This is a genomic window from Nocardiopsis sp. FR4 (genome assembly GCF_009830945.1).
GTDB lineage: Bacteria > Actinomycetota > Actinomycetes > Streptosporangiales > Streptosporangiaceae > Nocardiopsis.
Genome location: NZ_VWVV01000019.1, coordinates 57,241 through 78,819, shown reverse-complemented (window position 1 = coordinate 78,819; position 21,579 = coordinate 57,241). Strand labels below are relative to the sequence as shown.

26 protein-coding genes are annotated in these 21,579 nt (G+C 74.0%); 12 read left to right on the top strand and 14 right to left on the bottom strand.

Annotation, left to right across the window (positions count from 1 at the left end; all coding sequences use genetic code 11):
* The first annotated feature begins 170 nt into the window (after positions 1-170).
* From FYW95_RS18395 to FYW95_RS18385, 3 genes are read left to right on the top strand one after another with little or no spacing between them, the layout of a single operon-like run.
* Entirely contained in the window at positions 171-1,433 is a 1,263-nt protein-coding gene (locus FYW95_RS18395; RefSeq protein ID WP_159944502.1) for a sensor histidine kinase, read from the top strand.
* Positions 1,430-2,131: a response regulator transcription factor gene (locus tag FYW95_RS18390; RefSeq protein ID WP_159944453.1), complete on the top strand. Its 702-nt coding sequence runs from the start codon at positions 1,430-1,432 to the stop codon at positions 2,129-2,131. The genes FYW95_RS18395 and FYW95_RS18390 overlap by 4 nt, the downstream gene beginning before the upstream one ends.
* A 47-nt stretch (positions 2,132-2,178) precedes the next feature.
* On the top strand, positions 2,179-3,159 hold the full coding sequence (locus FYW95_RS18385) for a DUF4097 family beta strand repeat-containing protein (RefSeq protein ID WP_159944452.1): 981 nt from the start codon (positions 2,179-2,181) through the stop codon (positions 3,157-3,159).
* A gap of 45 nt (positions 3,160-3,204) precedes the next feature.
* On the opposite strand, the gene FYW95_RS18380 is transcribed toward FYW95_RS18385, so the two are convergent.
* A complete protein-coding gene (locus FYW95_RS18380; protein WP_159944451.1) occupies positions 3,205-3,588 on the bottom strand; it encodes a hypothetical protein in 384 nt (127 codons plus the stop codon).
* A gap of 258 nt (positions 3,589-3,846) precedes the next feature.
* Here FYW95_RS18380 and FYW95_RS18375 point away from each other — a divergent pair, with 258 nt between their 5' ends.
* Together FYW95_RS18375 and FYW95_RS18370 are read left to right on the top strand one after the other, a co-directional pair.
* Positions 3,847-4,287, top strand: a complete 441-nt coding sequence (locus FYW95_RS18375) for a GAF domain-containing protein (RefSeq protein ID WP_201294916.1) — start codon at positions 3,847-3,849, stop codon at positions 4,285-4,287.
* A 72-nt stretch (positions 4,288-4,359) separates the two neighbouring features.
* A complete protein-coding gene (locus FYW95_RS18370) occupies positions 4,360-5,376 on the top strand; it encodes a Gfo/Idh/MocA family protein (RefSeq protein WP_159944450.1) in 1,017 nt (338 codons plus the stop codon).
* Here FYW95_RS18370 and FYW95_RS18365 read toward each other — a convergent pair.
* The 6 genes from FYW95_RS18365 to FYW95_RS18340 all read right to left on the bottom strand — a co-directional run bounded on the left by FYW95_RS18365 (position 5,354) and on the right by FYW95_RS18340 (position 9,905).
* Complete coding sequence (locus FYW95_RS18365) at positions 5,354-6,265, bottom strand: GNAT family N-acetyltransferase (protein WP_159944449.1); 912 nt, start codon at positions 6,263-6,265, stop codon at positions 5,354-5,356. The two genes, FYW95_RS18370 and FYW95_RS18365, sit on opposite strands and share 23 nt — an antisense overlap.
* 285 nt (positions 6,266-6,550) lie before the next feature.
* Entirely contained in the window at positions 6,551-7,507 is a 957-nt protein-coding gene (locus FYW95_RS18360; protein ID WP_160050592.1) for a helix-turn-helix transcriptional regulator, read from the bottom strand.
* A gap of 43 nt (positions 7,508-7,550) precedes the next feature.
* Positions 7,551-7,985 (bottom strand): hypothetical protein, encoded by a 435-nt coding sequence (locus FYW95_RS18355; protein WP_159944447.1) that lies wholly within the window; start codon positions 7,983-7,985, stop codon positions 7,551-7,553.
* Positions 7,946-8,272 carry a hypothetical protein gene (locus tag FYW95_RS18350; protein ID WP_159944446.1) on the bottom strand — a complete coding sequence of 109 codons (327 nt, stop codon included), beginning with the start codon at positions 8,270-8,272 and terminating at the stop codon, positions 7,946-7,948. Before FYW95_RS18350 ends, FYW95_RS18355 begins: the two co-directional genes overlap by 40 nt.
* Before the next feature lie 305 nt (positions 8,273-8,577).
* Positions 8,578-9,009 (bottom strand): PPOX class F420-dependent oxidoreductase, encoded by a 432-nt coding sequence (locus FYW95_RS18345; RefSeq protein ID WP_159944445.1) that lies wholly within the window; start codon positions 9,007-9,009, stop codon positions 8,578-8,580.
* The gene (locus tag FYW95_RS18340; protein ID WP_236567978.1) at positions 9,006-9,905 is read right to left on the bottom strand and encodes an NAD(P)-dependent oxidoreductase; all 900 of its coding nucleotides are present in this window, start codon (positions 9,903-9,905) and stop codon (positions 9,006-9,008) included. Before FYW95_RS18340 ends, FYW95_RS18345 begins: the two co-directional genes overlap by 4 nt.
* Positions 9,906-9,987: 82 nt before the next feature.
* Between FYW95_RS18340 and FYW95_RS18335 the strand changes: the two genes are divergently transcribed.
* Together FYW95_RS18335 and FYW95_RS18330 are read left to right on the top strand one after the other, a co-directional pair.
* Positions 9,988-10,392, top strand: coding sequence for a MerR family transcriptional regulator (locus FYW95_RS18335; protein ID WP_159944443.1), 405 nt, complete (start codon positions 9,988-9,990; stop codon positions 10,390-10,392).
* Positions 10,393-10,403: 11 nt separating this feature from the next.
* Positions 10,404-11,000, top strand: coding sequence for a CGNR zinc finger domain-containing protein (locus FYW95_RS18330; RefSeq protein WP_159944442.1), 597 nt, complete (start codon positions 10,404-10,406; stop codon positions 10,998-11,000).
* Here FYW95_RS18330 and FYW95_RS18325 read toward each other — a convergent pair.
* The 4 genes from FYW95_RS18325 to FYW95_RS18310 all read right to left on the bottom strand — a co-directional run bounded on the left by FYW95_RS18325 (position 10,946) and on the right by FYW95_RS18310 (position 13,519).
* Entirely contained in the window at positions 10,946-11,353 is a 408-nt protein-coding gene (locus tag FYW95_RS18325) for a RidA family protein (RefSeq protein ID WP_159944441.1), read from the bottom strand. The two genes, FYW95_RS18330 and FYW95_RS18325, sit on opposite strands and share 55 nt — an antisense overlap.
* On the bottom strand, positions 11,350-11,859 hold the full coding sequence (locus FYW95_RS18320) for a glycoside hydrolase family protein (protein WP_159944440.1): 510 nt from the start codon (positions 11,857-11,859) through the stop codon (positions 11,350-11,352). The genes FYW95_RS18325 and FYW95_RS18320 overlap by 4 nt, the downstream gene beginning before the upstream one ends.
* A 270-nt stretch (positions 11,860-12,129) precedes the next feature.
* Entirely contained in the window at positions 12,130-13,293 is a 1,164-nt protein-coding gene (locus FYW95_RS18315) for a class III lanthionine synthetase LanKC N-terminal domain-containing protein (RefSeq protein ID WP_159944438.1), read from the bottom strand.
* Positions 13,294-13,354: 61 nt separating this feature from the next.
* Positions 13,355-13,519: a hypothetical protein gene (locus FYW95_RS18310; RefSeq protein ID WP_159944437.1), complete on the bottom strand. Its 165-nt coding sequence runs from the start codon at positions 13,517-13,519 to the stop codon at positions 13,355-13,357.
* Between the two features lie 160 nt (positions 13,520-13,679).
* Here FYW95_RS18310 and FYW95_RS18305 point away from each other — a divergent pair, with 160 nt between their 5' ends.
* Together FYW95_RS18305 and FYW95_RS18300 are read left to right on the top strand one after the other, a co-directional pair.
* On the top strand, positions 13,680-14,684 hold the full coding sequence (locus FYW95_RS18305; protein ID WP_236572235.1) for an ABC transporter ATP-binding protein: 1,005 nt from the start codon (positions 13,680-13,682) through the stop codon (positions 14,682-14,684).
* Positions 14,681-15,508, top strand: coding sequence for an ABC transporter permease (locus tag FYW95_RS18300; RefSeq protein ID WP_160050590.1), 828 nt, complete (start codon positions 14,681-14,683; stop codon positions 15,506-15,508). The genes FYW95_RS18305 and FYW95_RS18300 overlap by 4 nt, the downstream gene beginning before the upstream one ends.
* 69 nt (positions 15,509-15,577) lie before the next feature.
* Here FYW95_RS18300 and ddaH read toward each other — a convergent pair whose 3' ends face one another.
* Complete coding sequence (gene ddaH / locus FYW95_RS18295; RefSeq protein ID WP_159944434.1) at positions 15,578-16,369, bottom strand: dimethylargininase; 792 nt, start codon at positions 16,367-16,369, stop codon at positions 15,578-15,580.
* A 119-nt stretch (positions 16,370-16,488) separates the two neighbouring features.
* Between ddaH and FYW95_RS18290 the strand changes: the two genes are divergently transcribed.
* Together FYW95_RS18290 and FYW95_RS18285 are read left to right on the top strand one after the other, a co-directional pair.
* On the top strand, positions 16,489-17,607 hold the full coding sequence (locus FYW95_RS18290) for an NAD(P)/FAD-dependent oxidoreductase (RefSeq protein ID WP_160050589.1): 1,119 nt from the start codon (positions 16,489-16,491) through the stop codon (positions 17,605-17,607).
* A 65-nt stretch (positions 17,608-17,672) separates the two neighbouring features.
* A complete protein-coding gene (locus tag FYW95_RS18285) occupies positions 17,673-17,957 on the top strand; it encodes a YiaA/YiaB family inner membrane protein (RefSeq protein WP_159944432.1) in 285 nt (94 codons plus the stop codon).
* Between the two features lie 46 nt (positions 17,958-18,003).
* On the opposite strand, the gene bioB is transcribed toward FYW95_RS18285, so the two are convergent.
* Positions 18,004-19,065: a biotin synthase BioB gene (gene bioB / locus FYW95_RS18280; RefSeq protein WP_159944431.1), complete on the bottom strand. Its 1,062-nt coding sequence runs from the start codon at positions 19,063-19,065 to the stop codon at positions 18,004-18,006.
* A 128-nt stretch (positions 19,066-19,193) separates the two neighbouring features.
* Complete coding sequence (locus FYW95_RS18275; RefSeq protein ID WP_159944430.1) at positions 19,194-19,805, bottom strand: HAD family hydrolase; 612 nt, start codon at positions 19,803-19,805, stop codon at positions 19,194-19,196.
* 241 nt (positions 19,806-20,046) lie between these two features.
* Between FYW95_RS18275 and FYW95_RS18270 the strand changes: the two genes are divergently transcribed.
* Positions 20,047-21,474 (top strand): sugar porter family MFS transporter, encoded by a 1,428-nt coding sequence (locus FYW95_RS18270; protein ID WP_159944429.1) that lies wholly within the window; start codon positions 20,047-20,049, stop codon positions 21,472-21,474.
* The last annotated feature ends 105 nt before the right edge of the window (positions 21,475-21,579 follow it).

The window sequence follows — 21,579 nt, the reverse complement described above, 5'->3', positions numbered from 1 at the left end:
GCCCCGGCGCCGCCGAACCTAGATTGGTGGACGTGAGCGAACAGAGCGCACACCACGGCGCGCGGGGCGCGGACCTGGGTGGCTTCCCCCCGGTCCCGCGCGGGCTGCCCCGCGTCGCCGAAGCCTACGGCGCGCCCTGGCGGGTGCGCCTGGTCGAGGTCCTGCACCTGATGACCTCCCTGGCCCTGGCCCTGTTCTACCTGCTGCCCGCGTGCCTGCTCGTCGTCTCGGCCACCTGGGTCGGTTTCGCGGTCACCGCGCCCTGGCTGCCCGACACTCCCCAGCGCACGGTCGGCCGGCTGGCCACGGACGCGGTCGTCTTCCTCCTGCTCCTCCCGGCCGCCGCCACCCTGCTGGCCCGCCTGGCCTGCCGCATCCAGCGCGACCGGCTGGACAACGTGTTCGGGATCGTGGAGACCCGCCCGCCCGACCCCCTGGCCGACGACGACCGGCTCCTGCGCGCGTGGCGGTTCGTGTTCGGGCGCGACGCCTGGTCCTCGGTGGTCTACGGCACCGTCGCGGCGCTGCACGGCCTACTGGCCGGGGGCGCGGTGGCGCTGCTGGTGGTGTGCGGCGGCGCGGCGGCCCTGGGCGCCCTGGTCGGCCTCGTGTTCGTTCTGGTCCAGGGGACCCCGGCCGACCTGGTCAGCCCCCTGATCCTGGTCGCCCTGGGACCGCTGTGCGTGCTGGTGGGCCTGCGCCTGGCCCCCCATCTGGTCGCCACCGAGGTCCTGCTGCACCGCGTGCTCCTGTTCGAGGCCCCCGAGGTGCGCATCCGCCGCCGACTGGTGCACGTCCAGGACAGCCGTCTGCGCATGGTCGACGCGGCCGAGGCCGAACGGCGCCGCATCGAACGCGACCTGCACGACGGCGCCCAGCAACGCCTGCTGGCGCTGTCCATGACCCTGACCCGGGCGCGTGCGCGTGTGGCCGCCGACCCCGCCGCGGCGCTGGAGCTGATCACCGAGGCCCAGCGCGAGTCGCGCGAGGTCATGGACGAGTTGCGCCAGGTGGCGCGCGGCCTGCACCCCCGGGTGCTCACCGACCACGGGCTGGGCTCGGCCCTGCCGGTGGCCGCCGGGCGCTCCCCGGTGCCCGTTCGGGTCGACGTGGAACTCGACGAACGCCCCTCCCCGCGCGCGGAGGGCGTCGCCTACTACGTGGTGTGCGAGGCGCTGACCAACGTCGCCAAGCACGCCGGAGCCAGCAGGGTCACGGTCGCCGCCCGCCGGGTGGCGCGCCCCGCCCGCCGGGGCGGCGACCTGCTGCGGATCACCGTCACCGACGACGGCGCCGGAGGGGCCGACCCCGAGGCGGGCACCGGCCTGTACGGACTGTGGGACCGCGTGGACGCGGTCGACGGCGTCCTGGCCGTGCACAGCCCGCCCGGGCAGGGCACCGTCCTGACCGCCGACATCCCCTGGGAGGCATGACCGTGCACACCGACACCACCGCGCCCGCGCACGAGAGGGGCCCGCGCGTGGTCATCGCCGAGGACTCGGTGCTGCTGCGCAGCGGCATGGCCAGTCTGCTGCAGGACGCGGGCGTGGAGATCCTCGCGCAGGTCGGGGACGCCGACGCCCTGCTGCGCGCGGTGGAGGAGCACCCCGACGTGGACCTGTGCCTGGTCGACATCCGCATGCCGCCCACCTACTCCGAGGAGGGCATCCAGGCCGGTATCGCCATCCGCCGGAGGTACCCGCGGGTGGCGGTGCTGCTGCTGTCCCAGCACGTGGTCAGCCGCTACGCCGCCGACCTGCTGGGCGGCGGCTCCAGCAGGGTGGGCTACCTGCTCAAGGACCGCGTGGCCGACATCGACGAGTTCCTGGCGGTGCTGCGCCGTGTGGCCGCGGGAGGCGCCGCCATCGACCCGGAGGTGGTCACCCAGCTGCTCAGCCGCCGCCGGGACAGCGCCCTGGACCGCCTCACCCCCCGCGAGGGCGAGGTGCTGGAGGTGATGGCGCAGGGGCTCAACAACGCGGGTATCGCGGCCCGCCTGAGCGTCACCGAACGAGCCGTGGAAAAGCACATCCGTTCGATCTTCACCAAGCTCGACCTGGGCCAGGACGACCACGACCACCGCAGGGTCCAGGCAGTGCTGCACTACCTGCGCGGCGCTGACCGGGACTGAGACACCGACGACCACGGGGGCCGGGGGCCTGCCGGGAAGGAAGAGACGTGACATTCAGGGCACGGGGCCTGTACGCCTCGTCGAGCAAGGAGCCGCGCCGGTTCCGCCTGGGGCCGTGGCTGGTCCTGGGAGCGCTGGTGGTGGCGGGGCTGGTGGTGGCGACCGCCGCGGCGGTCCTGGGCAACGTGAGCGTGGACCGGGGCGAGAGCAGCGACTCCTTCGCCGCGCCCGAGGCCGTGGAGATCGACAACCGTACCGGCGGCGGTGTCTCCCTCACCGGTGGCGGCGAGGAGGTGCTGGTCGAGCGCGTCATGCGCGGCAGCCCCCTGTCCGACCCCGGGGAGCGGGTAAGCGAGGGGGGAGGGGAGCTGAGCCTGGAGGCCTCGTGCTCGGGGGTGCCCCTCGTGGGCCTGTTCGGCCACTGCACGGTCGACTACGTGGTCACCGTCCCGGTGGGGACCGCCGTGAGGGTGGACACCGCCAGCGGCCCGGTCAGCACCGAGAACGTCGACGGCGAACTGCGCCTGTCCACCACCAGCGGACGGGTGGACGTCTCGGGCAACGCCGCGGACGTCACCGTGGAGACCGTCAGCGGACAGGTCGACGTGTCCGGGGTGGAGGGCGCGCTGGTGGCGGAGTCCACCAGCGGCCGGATCACCGCCGAGGGCGAGGGCGAGAGCCTGCGCGTCAGCACGACGTCCGGGACGGTGGAGGCGTCCGAGTTCCGGGCCCGCACGGTCGAGGTCGAGTCCACCAGCGGCGGTGTGCGGGTCGGCGGGGGCTTCACCAGCGCGGAGGTCTCCACGGTCTCCGGGTCGATCTGGGTGGACACGGACACCCCCTTCGACCTTCTGTCGATGGAGAGCACCAGCGGCTCCGTCCAGGCCGTGGTGCCCGAGGGCAGCTACCGGGTCACCGGGGACTCCACGTCCGGCAGCCGCGACCTGGAGGTGGACACCTCACCGGGGGCGAAGTCGCGGATCGACGCCAACACCGTCAGCGGTTCGGTCTCCATCACCTCTTCCTGACCGGGCTCCCGGGCGGGCGAGGACCCCACCGGCCCGGTGCGCCCCTCAGGAGCGCTCGAAGCGCAGCGCCGCCCAGTCCGAGTCGATCGGTACCTGGGCGGCGGAGCGCCATCCGGCCTCCACGAGCAGGTCCCAGCCCTTCTCGGCGGTCAGGTCGGTGATGATGGTGCCGCCGCGCCGGGGGTAGCACACCCACAGCCGGGTCTCCGGGCCCACCAGTGGCAGCGTGCGGGGCACCTCGCGGCCCACGGTCCCCCGGTCCAGGGTGAACAGGTGCACGTGGTCGTACTCGGCGCCCTCGATGGGCCCCAGGTCGACGTGCAGGTCGGGAGGCGGGTCCAGCAGTCGTAGGTAGCGTTCGGGGGCGTTGAGGACGAGCAGCCGGTCGCCCGGACGAACGCCGAGCTTCTGGGACAGGGTGTCCGACATGTCCTCCTCCGTTCCGTGGCCTGACGGGCGGCCTGGCCCGCCTTCCCCGACACCGTACGGGGCCGGGACGGGGAATCCGAGTACCCTCCCCGCCCCGGTTCGCAGATGACCGTGATTTTCCGGCACCGGCACCCCGGGCCCCGGGCGGGGCGGTGGAGCCGCCAGTGTGTGGACGGATCCTCCTCCAGGCTCGGTTCTAGGGTGAAAAACTGCTGAGAGGGTCAGGAGAGTTCGGGCGAAACGAGGAGACCCGGCTCTATGCCGCAGGCGAAAACGCCCGATAACCAGACGCGTGAACCGGTACCGCTGCCCGGACAGGAGGAACGGCGCGTCGAGGCGGTCCGCCGCTACGACATCCTCGACACCCCGCCCGACGGGGCCTTCGACCGGGTCGCGGGGTTGGCCGCCCGCCTGCTGGAGACCCCGACAGCCTCGGTGACGATCGTGGACACCGACCGGATCTGGTTCAAGGCCGCCCGCGGCTTGGAAGGGGTCAGGGAGATCGGCCGTGACCCCGGGCTGTGCGCCTCGGCGATCTGCTCCGACGACGCCCTGGTGATCCCCGGCGCACTGGCCGACCCGGTGGCCTGCGCCAACCCCCTGGTGGCCGGTGAGATGGGGGTGCGCTTCTACGCGGCCGCCCCGATCACCGACGCCGTGAGCCCGGGCCCGGACGTGGCGGGTCCGGAGCTGCGGTAAGGCTCCGGACCAACGGGCCGAGCCGCGAACCCGGGTGGTGGCCGCGGGGAACCGTGTTCCTAGGATGCCTGCATGACACATGACAACGGCGGGCTCCGCTGGGGCGTGATCGGAACCGGCGGTATCGCGCACTCCTTCGTCGAGGCGCTCAGGGCCACCCCCACCGGTCGGGTCACCGCGGTCGGCTCACGCACCCGGGACAGGGCGGACGAGTTCGCCGACGCCTGGGACGTTCCCGAACGCCACGGCAGTTACGCGGAGCTGGCCGCCAGCCCCCACGTGGACGCCGTGTACGTGGCCACCCCCCACCCCTGGCACCACCCCAACGCCCTGACCTGCCTGAACGCGGGCAAGCACGTGCTGGTCGAAAAACCCATGGCCATGAACGCCCTGCAGGTGGCGGAGATGACCGCGGCGGCCCGCGCCAACGACCGCTTCCTGATGGAGGCGATGTGGACCCGCTATCTGCCCGCCTCCCGCCTGGTCCGCGACCTGGTGGCCGACGGCGCGATCGGCGAGGTGCACTGGGTCTCGGCCGAGTTCGGCGTCAACGCCCCCTACGACCCCGACCACCGGCTGTTCAACGCCGACCTGGGCGGCGGCGCCCTGCTGGACCTGGGCGTGTACCCGCTGGCCCTGGCCTCCCGGTACCTGGGCGAGCTGACCGTGGTGGGGGCCACCCGCCAGCTCTCCCCCGACCGGATGGTGGACACCCACACCACCGTGCTCGTACGGGGAGAGAACGGGGGCACGGGCGTGCTGGCGTGCGCCTCACGCACCACGCTGCCCAACCGGGCTGTCCTGGCCGGGACCAGGGGCTGGCTGGAGATCCCGCAGTTCTACGCGGCCACCGACGTGGTACTGCACCGCGACGGCGCCGAACCCGAGGCGTTCCACCGGCCCTTCCGCGCCAACGGCTACGAGTACGAGGCCGAGGAGGTCGCGCGGCGCGTGGCCGCGGGCGAGCGGGAGAGCCCCGACATGCCCTGGGCCGAGAGCCTTCGCCTGGCCCGGCTCACCGACCAGATCCGCGACGTGGGCGGCCTGGTCCACAGCCCGCCCACCGTCAAGGCCGTACCCCTGGCATGAGCCCGGCCGCGCCCGCCGGGCCTGGCCCGGCGCCGGAGACCGGGTCCAGGGGGTCGGCGCCGCGCACGGGTCGGCCCCCCGCCGCCGGAAGGCCCTGGGCGCGGGCCCGCAGGGCACGGGCGGCGCGGATCCGGGCCAGGGCGGGCGCGCTCATGCGGGCCACCACCAGGACCGCGTCCTTGGGACCCACCCGCTGGGCGAAGTACTCGTCCAGCGGGGTGTGGCCGCTGCGGGGCCGGGTGCCGTAGATCTCGCCGTCGAACACCCGGTAGGCGTCGCGGACGAGCAGGGTGTCGGGGTCCAGGCCGGGGCCGTCGCCCAGCCACGCGGCGGCCTCCTGGGCGATGCGCCGGACCCGAGCGGGGAGGGGGCGGCGCTCGTTGGGGAAGACGTGGCCGTGGCCCAGGCCCTTGCGCCAGGCCGCGTAGACGGCGGGGTGGCGGGTGCGCATCACCACGTAGGTGCGCCGCAGGGGGTGGAGGAAGACCTCCCGGGCCAGGAAGTGCGTGGTCAGAGCGGCGGAGAGGCCGAACCTGCGGTGGGCGGGCACCACGCCCGCCGCGTCCAGGTACAGGGCGCGCCGTGCGGCGAAGCGGCGTCGGTGGTAGCCGCCCCAGCCCACCGGGGCGCCGTCGGGGCCCAGGATGAGCGCCAGGGTGGTGATCTGGTCGAAGAACCCGGTGTCCACGCGGGTGCGCCAGTAATCGGAGTGGTCGGCGCCGAAGGCGCGCGCCGCCAGCTCGCGCAGGGTGCGGTGCAGGCGTTCGCGGCACGACGGGGACAGGGCGCCGGGGCAGTCCCAGCGGGCCACGCGGTAGCCGGTGCACAGGTCGCGTACGGTCGGTGGCGCGCTGAGGCCGCGCAGCTCGGAGTTCTGTTGGACGGACACGGGTTGACCCCAACCTTCACTACTCTCAGGATTCAAGTGAATCCCCAAAGTAGTTGTTTGGGTGCTCGTTTGGGCCGACTTCGCCCAATCGGACCGCCCCATCCCCCGGGTCAGGGGGTTCTCAGCCGCCCCGGCGGTGGGGGGAGGGCGTGTGCCGCGCCTTCGCCCGACGGGCTTCGCCGCAGGTCCGCCGGATGGGCGCCGGGCGCGGTGTCCCGGTGCGCCCGGGACCGGGGGCGTGTCACAGGCGGCGGGGCCAGCCCTTCCGAGCGGGTACGACCGCGCTCACCCCGGTTCCGCCGCGCGGCGGAACCGGGCGGACAGGCACCCCATCTGCTCGCGCAGCTCCTCCGGCTCCTCCACCCGCATATCGACGTCGAGCATGCCCAGGTAGCAGGCCATGTGCAGCGACGAGCCCCCCGCCAGCACGAGCACGCACGAACCCTCGTCCACCGGCTCCACCCGGCCGAAGGCCCCCGCCAGGCGGACCCCCTCCTCGGCCGGGACGAGGAGGCGGACCCGGGCGCGCACGGACCCCGCGTGCACCCTCATCCGCTCCTCCAGGTAGGCGGCCACCCCCTGCCCGGGCGGGTCGCGCGGCGGCACCCGCGGACCGGTCGGGGGCAGGGGGCGCATCCGGTCCACCCGGAAGGTCCGCCAGTCGCCGCGCGCGGTGTCCCAGGCCACCAGGTACCAGCGCCGTCCCCGCGCGGCCAGCCGGTGGGGCTCCACGACGCGGCGGGAGGTGTCGCCGTCGTGGCTGCGGTAGTCGAAGCGCAGCCGCTCGCTGTCCCGGCAGGCGGCGGCCACCAGGGCCAGGGTGTCGGCGTCGACCACCGGGCCCGGCGAGGGCACGGGGACCGTGAAGGTGCCCAGCGTGTCCACCCGGCGGCGCAGCCGCGAGGGCAGCACCTGCAGGAGTTTGGCCAGCGCGCGCACGGAGGTCTCCTCGATCCCCGACACCCCGCCCTGGGCGGCGGTGCGCAGACCCACGGCCACCGCCACGGCCTCGTCGTCGTCCAGCAGCAGCGGGGGCAGCGAGGCCCCGGCGCCCAGTTGGTAGCCGCCCCCGGTGCCCATGGTGGCCTGGATGGGGTAGCCCAGCTCGCGGAGCCGGTCCACGTCCCGGCGCACGGTGCGCGGGCTCACCTGGAGCCGGGAGGCGAGTTCGCCGCCGGGCCAGTCCTTGCGGGTCTGCAACAGGGAGAGCAGGCGCAGCAGGCGCGCGGAAGTCGCTTTCATGGGCGCAGTCTCCCAGGAGTCGAGGACGGTTTCCGTCCTGTACTCACAGCCGTCCTCGCACGGAACCGAACACCGGGTACAGCGGCGCGGCCAGGGCCTGCGCCCCGGCAGCGGCGCCCAGGGCCAGGGCGGAGATCTTCAGGCTGGCGCCGGTGGGGAAGACCCGCGCGCGCAGCTCCTCGGGGGCCTCCCGGTGGCGCACCGCGAACAGGGCGGTCAGCTGCGGCCCCTCGGCCGCTCCCACCAGGGCGGCACCCGCCAGGAGCAGGGCGGGTCCGGAGGCCAGGGCCGCCGCGCCCGCGCCCTGCACCAGGACGCACACCGCGATCACCCTGTCCGGACGCGCCGCCACGGGTGCGCGGGCCAGCGCAAGGTTGGCCAGCAGCGAGCACACGGCCATGCCCGACAGCAGCAGCGCGCCGCTCTCCGGGGCGCCCATCAGCCGCAGTCCCGCCACGGGTGCGCACACCACCAGCATGCCCGTGCCAGGGCCCGGTTGCCCCACACCGCGCCCGCCCCGGCCAGCGGACCGGCCTCGGCGGGAGTCCCCGCCGGGCGGGGGCCGCGCGCGGGCAGCCGCCACGCGGCGGGCACGGCCAGGGCGACCAGCGCCACGGCGCCCCAGAGTGAGGCGACCACACCCGCCAGCGCCGGTCCGAGCAGACTGGCCGCGCCGAAGGTCATCGCGTCCCAGGCGCTGGCCCGTTCCAGGCGCCCGGGTGCCAGCACCCGGGGCAGCTGTGCCGTCCACCCGCCCGACAGCACGGGCCCGACCAGGCCGACGGCCAGGTCGGGCCCACAAGCAGGGGCAGGGGCAGGCGGCCCACGCTCAGGGCGAGGGCGGCCAACCCCGTCGCGTACAGGGCCAGGGCCGCGGCCAGCAGGGCCGGACCGGACATCTCATCACCCGTGCGCGCGCTGGCCGCGCCCGCCAGGTACCGCCCCCAACCGCCGTGCCGTGACACGCCCGGAACGCTACGGGGTAACGCCTCAACTCAGAAGAGGCGTTACACGGGCTGGTGAAAGCCCCTCCGGCTTTCGGCTCCCCGTTCCGGGCGCGGTGCGCGCCCTCAGCGGAGCCTGGCGCCGTAGACGTGCTCGACCGCCATCGCCATGAGGACCCTGCGGTCGGACACCATCACCGCCCGGTACTCGTCCCAGTCCGGGTGCTCCCCGGCGGCGGCCCGGTAGTAGTCCACCAGCGCCTGGACCTCGGGGCCGTGGGGATCGGCCCCCGGCCCGGTGAGGGTCGCCGTGCCCTCGGCGGTGGCCCACGACCAGCCGTCGGGGCTGGTGACCTCCAGCGCGGCCCGGGGGTCGCGCCGCAGGTTCGCCGTCTTGGCCCGCCCCTCGGTCATCGACACGTAGAGGACGTCGGCCTCACGGTCGTAGAAGGGCATGACCGGGGAGAGCTGGGGCCGTCCGTCGGACTTGATCGTGGCCAGGACACCGAGGCGGCTGTCCGCGAGCAGGGCCCGGGGGTCGAAGGGGGCGCCGTTCACGACCGCACCTCCGAGGGGGCGCGGAAGAGCTCGACCAGCGCCGCGTAGCCGCTGCCGCCGTGCCCGGCGGCCACGGCCCGTTCGGCGAGGCCCTGGACGAACCGGGGGAGCCCGGCGTCCACACCGAGGGACTCGCTCTCGTCGACCAGGTGCTCCATCGCGGCCAGGTGGGTGCCCACGGTGGCGTCGGGGGCGGGGTAGGAGCCGTCGTCGACCTGCCGCGCGAAGTCGGGCAGCCACTCGGCCACGGTCGCGATCCCCCCGCGCACGACCGGGGGGAACGCCGCGGCCTCCACACCCGCCGCGCGCAGCAGCGCGGCGCCGTGCAGGAAGGAGTTGAGCATGCCCCACATCATTCCCATCACGGCCACCTCGTACAACGACGACAGGCCGTGGTCCTCACCGAGGTGGGTCCCCGCGCCGAGGCTTGCCAGGGCCGGTGCGTGCAGGTCGAAGGCCGGGCGCGGTCCGCTGTAGAGGAGGGCGGCCCGCGCCGTTCCCATATCCGCCGGGGCGGCCATGATCGCGCCGTCGAGGAGAACGGTGCCTCGCTCCCGCGCCCACACGGCGTTCGCGCGGGCCTGCGCCGAGGTCCCCGAGGACAGGTTCACCAGGACGCGGTCGCGCAGGGTCCGCGCGTCCAGTGGGTCGAGGATCGCGTGCACGGCGTCGTGGTCCGAGACACAGACGACCACGAGCGGGCTGGCGGCCACGGCCTCCTCGGCCGAGCCGGCGGGTTTCGCGCCCCGGGCGGACAGTTCCTCCGCCCTGGCCGCCGTGCGGTTCCACACGGTCGTGGGGTGGCCCGCGCCGAGGAAGGCCGAGGCCAGTGCCCGGCCCATCAGCCCGAGGCCGATCACCGTCACGGGTGCGGGGCCGGGGGGTCGGTCTGACACCGGAAACTCCGTGGATACGTGGTGGTGGGTCATGGCAGAATCCTCAACCCTCATATCGGTGTGAAGGTCAAGGGGGAGTGCCGTGCGGATCGGGGAACTGTGCCGGCGGACCGGGGTCCGCGCACACCAGTTGCGCTACTACGAGGCCCAGGGGCTGCTCGAACCGCGTCGCGGTGCCAACGGCTACCGCGAGTACGACGAGGACGCGGTCCTGACGGTGGCACAGATCAGGCAACTGCTCGCGGCCGGGCTCTCCACCCAGGAGATCGCGTACCTGCTGCCCTGCGCCACCGGCACGACCCCCGAGCTGGAACCCTGCGACGAGCTCCTGCTCACCCTGCGGGGACGCCTGAGCGGGATCGACGCGCACATCGACACCCTCGTCCGCTCCCGCCAGACCCTGCTCGCCTACATCGACGCCACCGAACGGCGCGCGGGGGAGCGGGGCGGGACCGCCCCGCTGGAGCCGGTGCCGGCCCGACCGTAGGCTGGTCTGCCATGTCGACCTCCCACGCGATCGCCGGGCGCTCGGTGCGCGCCGTGGCCGCGCGCACCACCGACCTGCTCAACGTCCTGGCCGAGGAGGGCACCGGCCCGGCGGACGTGGCCCGGGTGCCGCGCGCCCACGGGGAGAGGGAGCCCGTCACCGGGGCCGACGTCGAGCGGATGCGCGGAGCAGCCCACCGCGTCCGCGCTGTGTTGGCCGCGGAGGACACCGACGGTGCCGCCGAGCTGGTCAACCGCCTGCTGGCCGAGACCCGGCCGCCCCGGCTGACCGACCACGGCGGTACCACCCACTGGCACGTGCACGTGGACTCCCACGACGACGCACCGCTGGACGAGTGGTTCCTGGCCTCCTCGTGCCTGGTGCTGGCGCTGCTGCTCACCGACCGCCAGCGCCCCCCGGGCGGACTGTGCGCGGCGCACGGGTGCGCGCGGGCGTTCGTGGACTGCGGCAGCGGCAGCCCGCGCCGGTACTGTCCGCGCCGCTGCGCCACCCGGGCCCGGGTGGCCGCACACCGCGCCGCGGCGGGGGACGGTCAGACGCCGGAGGTGACGGCGACCGCCTCCACCTCCACCAGTTGGTCCGGGTAGCCGAGCACGGTTACGCCGAGCAGGGTGCTGGGGGCGTCGTGGCCGCCCATGTGGTCGCGGACCACCTTCCACGCCGCCACCAGGTCCTCCTGGCGGGTGGTGGCCACGTACACGGTGGTCTTGACGATGTCGGCCAGTCCGGCGCCGGCCTCGGCCAGGGCGGTACGCAGGTTGCGCATCACCTGCTCGGCCTGGGCGATGAGGTCGCCCGGGGCGACGGTGGCGCCCTCGGCGTCGAGCGGACAGGCTCCCGCGGTCCACACCACGTGCCCCCGGGCCGGGGCGGTCGCGGCGTAGGCGTACTCCACCGTGGGGGCCAGGAACTGGCTGCGCACCAGGGTGACCGCGTTCATCGTCTCTCCTCGGGGGTCGTCGCCGAACGCCCCGGCGGCGGGGCCCACGGCTCTGCGGTTGCGGAGAACACCGTAACAGCGCCCGTCCTCAGGGCGCCGCCGGCGTCGCCCGTGCGGGCGGGGGCAGCAGGTCGTCGCCCAACCAGTCCCGTCCCCCGCCCCGGTGCAGCCTGCGCAGGAAGGCCAGGACCCCGGCCGCGCCGCAGGCCACCCCCTCCGGGCTCACGGGTGTGGTCCAGGTACACGGGCGCCTCGGGGGTCCCGTCCGAGCGCACCAGGAGCATTCCGGCCGCCTCCAGGGCCGCGTCGCGGTAGTCCTCCTGTCCGGTGTACTCGGCCGCGTCCAGCAGGAACTCCCCGATCCCGGCCAGTCCGCCGGTGTGGTCGGTGCCCTCCACCAGCTCCGGGGCCGTGCGCGCCAGGGGGCGGACCGTCTCACCGAGCACCGGTTCGTCCAGCTCCCGGGCGGCCTCGGCCAGGAACAAGGCGGTGCCCGCCTCGCCCATCTGCAAACCGGGCGCGAAGGTGCGCAGGGTGAGGAAGCCGCTGGTCCAGTGTGCGCGAGTCCGGGTCCTGGTGGCGCAGCAGTTCCATGCCCACGCCCGCCGCTCCCCGGTACTGGTTGACGGGGCTGGGCAGGCCGACGGGGGTCAGGCCGCCGTCAGTGGGCAGGGCGCGGGCCACGCCGTGGGTCTGGGCCAGCGCCCCGGCCACCAGGCCGGGCAGGTCGGCGGGGCCGACCGTGTAGCGGGGGTCGGCCCGGCAGCCGGGAGGGGTCAGGCCCTCGCGTAGCTGGCGGGCGGCCTCCCGGCGGTGCGCGGGGCCGGGGGAGAGCAGGCCGGGGACGGCCCGGGCCTCGGGGGTGCCGCCGTGCCCAGCGCCGCCAGGACGGTGCGGGCGCGCCCGTCGTCGGGCACGCCCCGGGTGGAGCGCGCGGGCGGGTCGATGCCGGTGACCGCATACAGCAGGGTGGCGCCCAGCGAGTACAGGTCGTCCTCGGCGCGGGCGGGTTCGCCGCGTTCCTGTTCGGGTGAGGAGTAGCCGGGCGTCCACCCGTGCGGACGGTGCCCGTCCAGGTGGCTGATCTCGAAGTCCACCAGGCAGGGGGTTCCGTCCTCGGCCAGGACGACGTTGCTGGGGCCCAGGTCGCGAACCAGGACCCCGCGTTCGTGGACCGCGTCGAGCACCCGCAGCAGCCCGCGGGCCAGCGCGCCCAGGTCGCGCGGGCCGACCCGGTCGGTGACGAGGAACTCGTCGGACCCGTGCCGGAAGTGGTCCAGGACCCGGGGCACGCCGGGGACGAGGTAGCGCCCGCCCAGCAGCACGGCCGCCGCGGGGTGCGCCGGGGCGTGGCGGACCATCTCTCCGGTGAAGGGGTCGGGGAGCCAGGCGGGGGCGGTGTAGCGTCCGGTGGCCGCGCCCGGGTGCTCACGGCCCCAGGTGTCGCGGACCACCAGGTGGAAGTCGCCCTGGCCGTTGTCGCCGTAGAGCGGGGAGAAGGGGGCGTAGCGGTAGTGGACGGGGGCGTCGGGACGCAGGCGGCGGTCGCTGGGGCTGCGGGGCCCCTCCATGCCCACGAGTTCGGCGGCCAGCTTCTCGGCCAGGGCGGGAAAGTCCCCGGGGCGCGGGTAGACGGTGACGGCCTTGCCCACGCCGCCGGGGCGGTTGGTCGAGGAGTTGAGTTCGCGCATGACCCGCGCGGTCCGCGCGAACTTGAAGCGGCACGGTGTGCGCAGCAGCAGGGGCAGGACGCGTTCGGCCGTGGGCGCCAGCGTCTCGGGGCGGGCGGACACGTGGATCTTCCATCCCTGGGGCGGGAGGTCGAGGTCGGGCGGCAGGACGTCCGTCCAGGGGCCGCGGTCGGCGACGAAGCGCCCCGCCCGGCGGATCCGCTCCCGCTGTTCGGGTGTGCACACTCCCGCGTCGTCCTGGTCGGTCACCCTGTCTCCTTCACCTTCGGGGGACGGCCGGGACGGTCGGCCGTCCCGGGGCGCGGTGCGGTCACACCTGCAGTGTGGACGCGTCGCAGGTCAGGGTCAGAAACCACGTGCACGTCGAGACGCAGGAGGCCCCGTCCGTTCCCGTCTGAGCCGCTTCGCCGTCCAGGTAGGCCAGGGCGGTGGTGTCGAGCGTTCCGGCGTCGCGGGGTGTCTCCGTTGTGGGCATGGCCCTCTCTCCTTATCAACGACTTTTTGTCATTGGAAAGCTACGTAGGGTAGCTTTATTGTGCGCTTGGTCCCCGAAGGCGCGCGAGAGACGGTTTCCTTGGCGGGTGGTTCTACCCTGCCCGTTAGGTTCTGGGCGTTGTGTCGCTATGAGGTGTGCAGTGAAACCAGGAATCCGCGCCGAGACCCCGCTCGGAGCGACGTTCCCCGAAGGCGCCCGGAGCGCACCCCCGCGCCCTCCGGCGATCCGGGCCGAGGGCCTGGTCAAGACCTACCCCGGTGTGGAGGCCGTCCGCGGACTCGACCTGCTGGTACCCCCGGGGGAGCTCTTCGGCCTCCTGGGCCCCAACGGGGCGGGCAAGTCCACCACCGTCGCCATGCTGTGCGCGCTGACCCGGCCCACCTCCGGAAGCCTGTGGGTGGCCGGGCACGACGTCTACACCGCCCCGGCCGCCGTGCGGCGCTCGATCGGCGTGGTGTTCCAGGAGTCCACCCTGGACGGCAAGCTCACCGTCGAGGAGAACCTGCGCGTCCACGCCGCCCTGTACGGCGTGCCGCGCGCACAGGTGCGCCCGCGCGTCGGCGCGATGCTGGACCTGGCCGACCTGGCCGACCGGCGGCGCAGCCTGGTGCGCACCCTCTCGGGGGGCATGCGGCGCCGTCTGGAGATCGCCCGGGGCCTGCTGCACCGGCCCCAGGTGCTGTTCCTGGACGAGCCCACCGCCGGATTGGACCCGCACAGCCGCGTCGAGATGTGGGACCACGTGCACCGCATGCGCCACGAGTGCGGGGCCACGGTGCTGCTGACCACCCACCACCTGGCCGAGGCCGACCACTGCGACCGGCTGGCCATCGTCGACCGCGGCCGGGTAGTGGCCCTGGGCAGCCCCGCAGAACTGCGCTCGCGGGTGGGTGACGACCGCGTCCTACTGGTGACCGACGACCCCGCCCGCGCCGCCGAACGCCTCACCCGCACCCTCGGACTGCATCCGACGGTCCTGGACGGCGCCCTCGTCGTGCGGGCCGCCGACGGCGCCCGCCTGCTGCCCGAGCTCGTGACCGCCCTCGGCGGCGCGGTCAGCTCGGCGACCCTGTCCCAACCGAGTCTGGACGACGTGTTCCTGCACTACACGGGACGGGAACTGCGCACGGAGGCCCGCACGTGAGCACGACCGTGGCAACACGCCTGGACACCGAGGCGCGCGCGGTGGCCGCGGTGTGGCGGCGCGAGACCACCGCCTTCCTGCGCGAGCGCACGCGCCTGGTGCTCGGCCTGCTGCAACCGCTGCTGCTGCTGGCCGCCCTGGGCGTGGGACTGGGCACGGTGGTGCCCGACGACGGGGCGGGCGTGGGCTACGTGACCTTCCTCTTCCCCGGCGTGCTGGTGATGGCGACCCAGGCCCCGGCCTTCGCCTCGGGCGCCTCGATCCTGTGGGACCGCGAGTTCGGCTTCCTGCGCGAGATGCTCGTGGCACCCGTGCGCCGCGAGTCCCTGCTCCTGGGCAAGGTGCTCTCCGGTACCACCATCGCCACCTGCCACGGAGCGGCCCTGCTGGCCTTCTCCGGCGTGGCGGGAGTGCCCTACGACCCCGTGCTGTTCGCCGCGCTCGTGGCGGTGCTGGCCCTGGCCTCGTTCGCGATGACCTGCCTGGGGGCGCTGCTGGCGGTGTTCCTGCCCAGCCTCCAGGCCTTCCAGGCCGCGACCGGCCTGCTCATGGGCCCCCTGGTGTTCCTGTCCGGGGCCTTCTTCCCCCTGGACCGCCTCCCCGCCTGGCTGGCCGGGCCCACGGCGCTCAACCCGCTGACCCACGCGGTGGACGCGGCCCGGCGCATCCTCACCGGGTACCTGCCCGCCGTCCCGGACTCCCTGTTCGGAAGCCTGCGGGTGGCCGGGCTGCGCCCCTCACTGGAGGAGGAGCTGGCGGTCCTGGGCGCCTTCGGCGCGCTGTGCCTGCTGCTGGCGGCGCGGCGCTTCGCCCGGCCCGACTAGTACCCGGCACGGTCGTCGGCGCCCCGCCTCCTGCCGCTCGGTCCCGGGAGCCGCCCGTGCCGGACCCGCTCAGGGCGCGGCGGTGCGGTCCGGGACCAGCACGCTCAGGCAGGTCACGCACGCCTCCAGCCTCTCGAACTCGGAGATGTCCACCGGCAGCACCCGCCAGTCGTCGGCGGTCAGCTGGTGGATGGTCTCGTGCGCCGCCGCGCTGACCAGCACGTCGCGCCCGCCCAGCGGCAGCACGTGCGCCCCCGGCTCCTCCGCCGCGCGCCGCACCGGCGGCAGGACGTCGGCCCCCACCAGGTCGGGCAGGCCCACGAGCGTGCCGTCGGGAAGCGCGGTCACGGCCGACTTCAGGTGCAGCGCCCCCTCCAGGCGCACCCGGACGACCTCGCGGCCCAGCGGTTTGAGCAGCCGTTCGAACTGCGCGGCCCCCTCGGCGTTGGTGCGCCCGCCCACCCCCACGTAGACGGTGGAGCCCACCTGGAGCACGTCGCCGCCGTCCAGGGTCCCGGGGGCCTCCACCCGCGCCACCCGCAGCCCCAGCGCGCGCACCGCCGGCTCGACCCCCGCCACCTCACCGCGGCGCGCCCCGGCGCCGGGGCGGGTCAGCACGGCCAGGTCCGCGCACACCACCACGGTGTCCTCCACGAACACCGCGTCGGGGTGCTCGGGCGCCGCCTCCACCTCACGCACCCGCCACCCGGCCGAGGCCACGGCCTCCTGGTAGATCGTGTACTGGCGCGCGGCCAGGACCGGGTCCACCGCGGTGCGGGGGATGTGGGTGACGATGCCCCGGGCCAGGTCGGGGCCGGGGCGGCGCATCAGGGCGACCCCGCGGTAGGTGTATCCGTCCACGTACGCGTCCTCCAGGTGTGCGGTGCGGGGTGACGACGGCGCACCCATACCCGCTCCCGGACCGCGGCACGCGGACCGTTCGGCTTGTTCGCGAGGAGGGGGACCGGCAGGGTGGTGCCATGGACGTGATCGTTGTCGGCGGCGGAATCGTGGGGACGAGTGCGGCGTTCCACCTGGCCCGCAGGGGCGTGTCCACCGCGCTCGTGGACACCGCGCACACGGGTCAGGCCACGGCCGCGGGGCTGGGGGTGGTCTTCCCGTGGCCGTTTCCGTGGGACGCCCGGCCGGTGTGGGACTTCAAGGCCCGAGCCGCCGAGCACTACCCGCGGCTCATGGCCGAGCTGGCCGAGGACGGCCAGGCCACCGGCTACGAGGTGGTCGGGGGCATGTCCGTGGACCTGGAGGGGGACGACGCCGGGTTCGACCTGGTACGCAACCTCTCCGAGCGCCCGGAGCTCGCCACCATGGGCCGGGTGGAGCGGCTGGCCCCCGGGGAGCCGCGCGAGCGCTTCCCCCTGGTACCCGAGTCCTACGGCGGGGTGTTCGTGGAGGGCATGGCCCGCGTCAACGGCGCGGTGGCGCGGGCAGCGCTGTTCAACGCGGCCGAGGAGCGGGGGCTGCGCTACTTCAAGGGCCGGGCCCACCTGCTGTGGAACGGGCACCGGGTGACGGGCGTGCGGGTGGGCGCCGAGGACCTGGAGGCGCCCGTGGTCGTGGTGGCGGCGGGCGCGTGGTCGGCCGAACTGCTCGCGGTGGCCGGGGTGGACCTGCGCGTGCGCCCCGCACGCGGGCAGACGACCCACTTCGCACTGCCCGGGCAGGACACCCGCTCCTGGCCGGTGGTGCGCTTCGGCGAGCGCGGGTACCACGTGTGCGCCTTCGGCCCGGACCGGGTCGCCACCGGCGGCACCTGGGAGCCCGAGGCCGGGTTCGACCGCCGGGTGACCGCCTCGGGGATGCTGCACAACCTCTCCACCGCGCTGGAGGTGCTGCCCGGACTCGCCGAGGCCACGGTGGTGGAGACGCGGGTGGGCCTGCGGCCGGTCACCCACGACGGGCAGCAGCTGCTGGGGCCCCTGGAACGGCTGCCCGGGGTGGTGGTGGCCACCGGCCTGGGCGGTGAGGGGCTGACCTTCGGCCCCTTCCAGGGCCTGGTCGCGGCCCGCCTGGCGATGGGGGAGGACCCCGGGACGGACCTGGAGCCCTTCCGGCCCGACCGGCCGATGGAGCCCGTCTGACTCCCCGGGCGCCGATGAGTAGCCGTACTCAGGCGCGGCGGCGGGGGAGTCGACACCATGGACCCATGAACACCTACACCCCCCAGCCCCGCTCCACACCCCAGTTCTTCCTGCAGTCCGCCCTGTCCTTCGGAGCGGCCTCGGTCGGGGTGGGCGCCGGCATCGTCTTCCTCCCCGTCGACCTGTGGATCCGAGCCTTCCTCGGCATGGGCCTGCTGTACGTGATCACCTCCACGTTCACCCTCGCCAAGTGCGTGCGCGACCGCCAGGAGGACGCTCTGGCCGCGGAGGCGGCCCAGCACTACCAGCAGGTCCCGATCTGGAGCGGCGGCGAGCAGCCCCGCCCCTGAAGACCGCCGGGCCCTCCCAGGGTCCCCGGAGGGCCCGGCCCCCGGGTCAGGCGTTGGGCGGAAGGGCGGTGCCCGCGCCCCGCTGGCGGGTCCTGAGCAGGTCGTGGCGCTCGCCGGGCAGGGTGGGCTCGCCCGCGCCCTGCACGGTGAACCCGGCGTCGGCGATCATCTCCAGGTCCGCCCGGCCCTCCTGCCCCTCACTGGTGAGGTAGTCCCCCAGGAAGATCGAGTTGGCGATGTGCAGCGCCAGCGGCTGCAGGGAGCGCAGGTGGATCTCCCGTCCGCCCGCCAGGCGCACCTCCACGTCGGGGAAGACGAAGCGGGCGGCGGCCAGGATGCGCAGGCACCGCTGCGGGGTCAGCTCCCAGGTGCCCTCCAGCGGGGTGCCCTCGAAGGGCATGAGGAAGTTGACCGGCACCGAGTCCGGCTCCAGCTCGCGCAGCGCGAACAGGGCGTCGACGAGGTCGTCGTCGCTCTCGCGCATTCCCGCGATCAGCCCCGAGCAGGGCGAGAGCCCGGCGTGCTTGGCCTGCTCCACGGTGCTCACCCGGTCGGCGAACTCGTGCGTGGTGCAGATGTCGGCGTAGCGCTCCTCGGAGGTGTTGAGGTTGTGGTTGTAGGCGTCGGCCCCGGCCTCGCGCAGCCGGTCGGCCTGGCCATCGGAGAGCAGGCCCAGGCACGCGCACACCTCCACACCCGGGTACTCGGCCTTGATGCCCTCGATGGCCGGGGCCAGGCGTGCCACGTCGCGGTCGGTGGGACCGCGCCCGCTGGCCACCAGGCAGACCCGGGTGGCTCCCGCACGGACCCCGTGGGAGGCGGCCTCGCGGGTCTGCTCGGGTTTGAGCCAGGTGTACTTGACGATCTCCGCTTCCGACCCCAGGCGCTGGGAGCAGTAGAAGCAGTCCTCCGGGCACAGACCGCTCTTGACGTTCACCAGGTAGTTGAGCTTGACGCGTCGCTCGAAGTAGCGCAGCCGGACCCGAAAGGCGGCGGCGACCAGGTCCATCAGCTCCTCGTCGGAGCTGCGCAGGACCTGCAGGAGTTCCTCGCGGGTGGGCGTCTCACGGCGAAGGGCCTTCTCGGCCAGGGGAAGGAATGTGGTCACGGTGACGATCCTGAAGCCCCGGCCGGGAAGCGCGCAGCGGTGGAAGCAGCCAAAAACGCGGCCCAAGTCTTGTACGGGGCCGGTGTTTGCGCCGCGGCGTTCGGACGGTACACAAGGTGGTCGGACGCTCACCCCCGGGCGGCGGCGTCCCCGCGCACGAGCTCACGGCGCAGTTCGTCCACACCGGTGAACACGTGGCCGCGCATCCCCACGGACCGGGCGCCCTCGACGTTGCCGGCCCGGTCGTCGACGAAGAGAACGCGGTCGGCCCCCACTCCCAGGGCCTCCCGGCACCAGAGGTAGGCCTCCGGCTCGGGCTTGGCCCGCCGGATGCGGCAGGAGAAGGCCAGGACGTCGAAGCGGTCGAGCCAGGGGTGGTGCGCCTCGTAGTGCGCGGCCAGCTCCTCGGGGATGTTGGAGAGCAGCCCCAGGCGCCGACCGGAGTCCGCGAGCTCCCCGACCAGGGCGACCATGGTCTCGTCCACGGCGCTCCAGCTGGCGACGTCGGCCGCCACGAGCGCGGCGGTCCGCTCCTGGTCGAAGCTCGTGCCCAGGTCGTCGGCCACCTGCGCCCAGTACCGGGCCGCGGTCACGTCCGCGCGGTCGTAGGGGTGGCGCCGGGCCCAGTAGGCCTCCCAGAAGGCGGGGGCGGGCACGCCCGCCGTGCGCACCAGCAGGTCCTTGCCCTCCTCGGACTGGTGGCGGGCGATGACGCCGAACAGGTCGAAGAGCAGAGTCAAGGGTGCACCCTTTCCGTCGTGGACCGTCGCGGGCTCGCCCCGATGGTACGTGTGCGGGCGCGCGGGTCGGGCAGCGGTACGGCGTGGGCACCGGGACGGTTCCCCACGGCGGGGGAGTGCACGTGGTCTACACCAAGCAGTGGACATCTTTTGTCCTTTGGGCGTTTTGTCTGCGAGCATGCCCCTTTGACGTGTTTCACGCTAAGTGAGCGACGACTGTATACGGGGGAAGGAAGCGGATGTGAGCGGAGCCAGACAGTTCGGGGTCGGACAGGCCCCCGAGGGGGAAGCCAACATCGTCCACGTGACCATGATCGCCATGGCCGCGGCGATGGGGGGCTTCCTCTTCGGTTACGACAGCGCCGTCATCAACGGTGCGGTACCGGCCATCCGGGAGCGGTTCGAGGTGGGTCCGGCCACGCTCGGCTTCATCGTCGCCTCCGCGCTCCTGGGCTGCGTGGTGGGTGCCGCGACCGCGGGCACCCTGGCCGACCGGCTCGGCCGCATCCGGGTCATGCAGATCGCCGGTTTCCTCTTCGCCCTCAGCGCCATCGGGTCGGCCCTGCCCTTCTCGGTGTGGGACCTGACCCTGTGGCGGGTCCTGGGCGGTGCGGCCATCGGCCTGGCCTCGGTGATCGCCCCCACCTACATCGCCGAGGTCTCCCCGGCCTCCTACCGGGGCCGCCTGGCCTCGCTGCAACAGCTCGCGATCGTGCTGGGCATCGCCACCTCCCAGCTGGTCAACTACGGCATCGCCCAGATCGCCGACGGCAGCGCCAGCAACCAGCTGGGACCGATCCAGGCCTGGCAGTGGATGCTGGGCGTGGAGGTCCTGCCCGCCCTGCTCTACGTGGGGCTGAGCCTGCTCATCCCCGAGTCCCCCCGCTACCTGGTACGCGTGGGGCAGATGGCCCGGGCCCGCCGCATCCTGGCCGAGGTGGAGGGCGGCAGCACCGAGCGGGTGGACCACCGCATCGGGGAGATCCGTGAGGCGCTGGGCACGGAGATGCGGCCCAAGCTGAGCGACCTGACCGGGCGCTACGGCCTGCTGCCGATCGTGTGGATCGGTATGGCCATCTCGGCGTTCCAGCAGCTGGTCGGGATCAACGTCATCTTCTACTACTCCAGTTCGCTGTGGCAGTCGGTGGGCGTGGCCGAGTCCGACTCGCTGCTGCTGAGCCTGTTCACCTCCATCGTCAACATCGTGGGTACGTTCGTGGCGATCCTGCTGGTGGACCGGGTGGGCCGCAAGCCACTGCTGCTGGTGGGCTCGGCGGGAATGACGGTGGCGCTGGCACTGGCCTCCTATGCCTTCAGCCACGCGGTGGTCCAGGGCGAGGAGGTGTCGCTGCCCTTCGTGTGGGGCGCGGTGGCGCTGACCGCGGCCAGCCTGTTCGTGCTCTTCTTCGCCCTGTCCTGGGGTGTGGTCGTGTGGGTGCTGCTGGGGGAGATGTTCCCGCTGCGCATCCGCGCCGCCGCGATGGCCGTGGCCACCGCGACCCAGTGGCTGACCAACTGGCTGATCACGGTGAGCTTCCCGAGCCTGCGGGACTGGAGCCTGAGCGGCACCTACGTGCTGTACGCGTTCTTCGCGCTACTGTCCTTCTTCTTCGTGTGGCGCTTCGTCAGGGAGACCAAGGGCAAGACCCTGGAGGAGATGCAGGGGTAGCCAGCCCAGCGCCGCTTTCTCACTCCCCAGGGGCCCGCATTGCGAGCTCCTGGGGGCAAATAGGGGGCGCGCTCCGGCGGCCGCACACGGCAGGGGCCGTGTGCG

Excerpts from the sequence above, each read along its gene's own strand:
- FYW95_RS18395 (WP_159944502.1), top strand. The coding sequence starts at position 171 with ATGACCTCCCTGGCCCTGGCCCTGTTCTACCTGCTGCCCGCGTGCCTG.
- FYW95_RS18390 (WP_159944453.1), top strand. The coding sequence starts at position 1,430 with ATGACCGTGCACACCGACACCACCGCGCCCGCGCACGAGAGGGGCCCG.
- FYW95_RS18380 (WP_159944451.1), bottom strand. The coding sequence starts at position 3,588 with ATGTCGGACACCCTGTCCCAGAAGCTCGGCGTTCGTCCGGGCGACCGG.
- FYW95_RS18375 (WP_201294916.1), top strand. The coding sequence starts at position 3,847 with ATGCCGCAGGCGAAAACGCCCGATAACCAGACGCGTGAACCGGTACCG.
- FYW95_RS18370 (WP_159944450.1), top strand. The coding sequence starts at position 4,360 with ATGACACATGACAACGGCGGGCTCCGCTGGGGCGTGATCGGAACCGGC.
- FYW95_RS18360 (WP_160050592.1), bottom strand. The coding sequence starts at position 7,507 with ATGAAAGCGACTTCCGCGCGCCTGCTGCGCCTGCTCTCCCTGTTGCAG.
- FYW95_RS18355 (WP_159944447.1), bottom strand. The coding sequence starts at position 7,985 with ATGCTGGTGGTGTGCGCACCCGTGGCGGGACTGCGGCTGATGGGCGCC.
- FYW95_RS18330 (WP_159944442.1), top strand. The coding sequence starts at position 10,404 with ATGTCGACCTCCCACGCGATCGCCGGGCGCTCGGTGCGCGCCGTGGCC.
- FYW95_RS18325 (WP_159944441.1), bottom strand. The coding sequence starts at position 11,353 with ATGAACGCGGTCACCCTGGTGCGCAGCCAGTTCCTGGCCCCCACGGTG.
- FYW95_RS18320 (WP_159944440.1), bottom strand. The coding sequence starts at position 11,859 with ATGGGCGAGGCGGGCACCGCCTTGTTCCTGGCCGAGGCCGCCCGGGAG.
- FYW95_RS18310 (WP_159944437.1), bottom strand. The coding sequence starts at position 13,519 with ATGCCCACAACGGAGACACCCCGCGACGCCGGAACGCTCGACACCACC.
- FYW95_RS18290 (WP_160050589.1), top strand. The coding sequence starts at position 16,489 with ATGGACGTGATCGTTGTCGGCGGCGGAATCGTGGGGACGAGTGCGGCG.
- FYW95_RS18285 (WP_159944432.1), top strand. The coding sequence starts at position 17,673 with ATGAACACCTACACCCCCCAGCCCCGCTCCACACCCCAGTTCTTCCTG.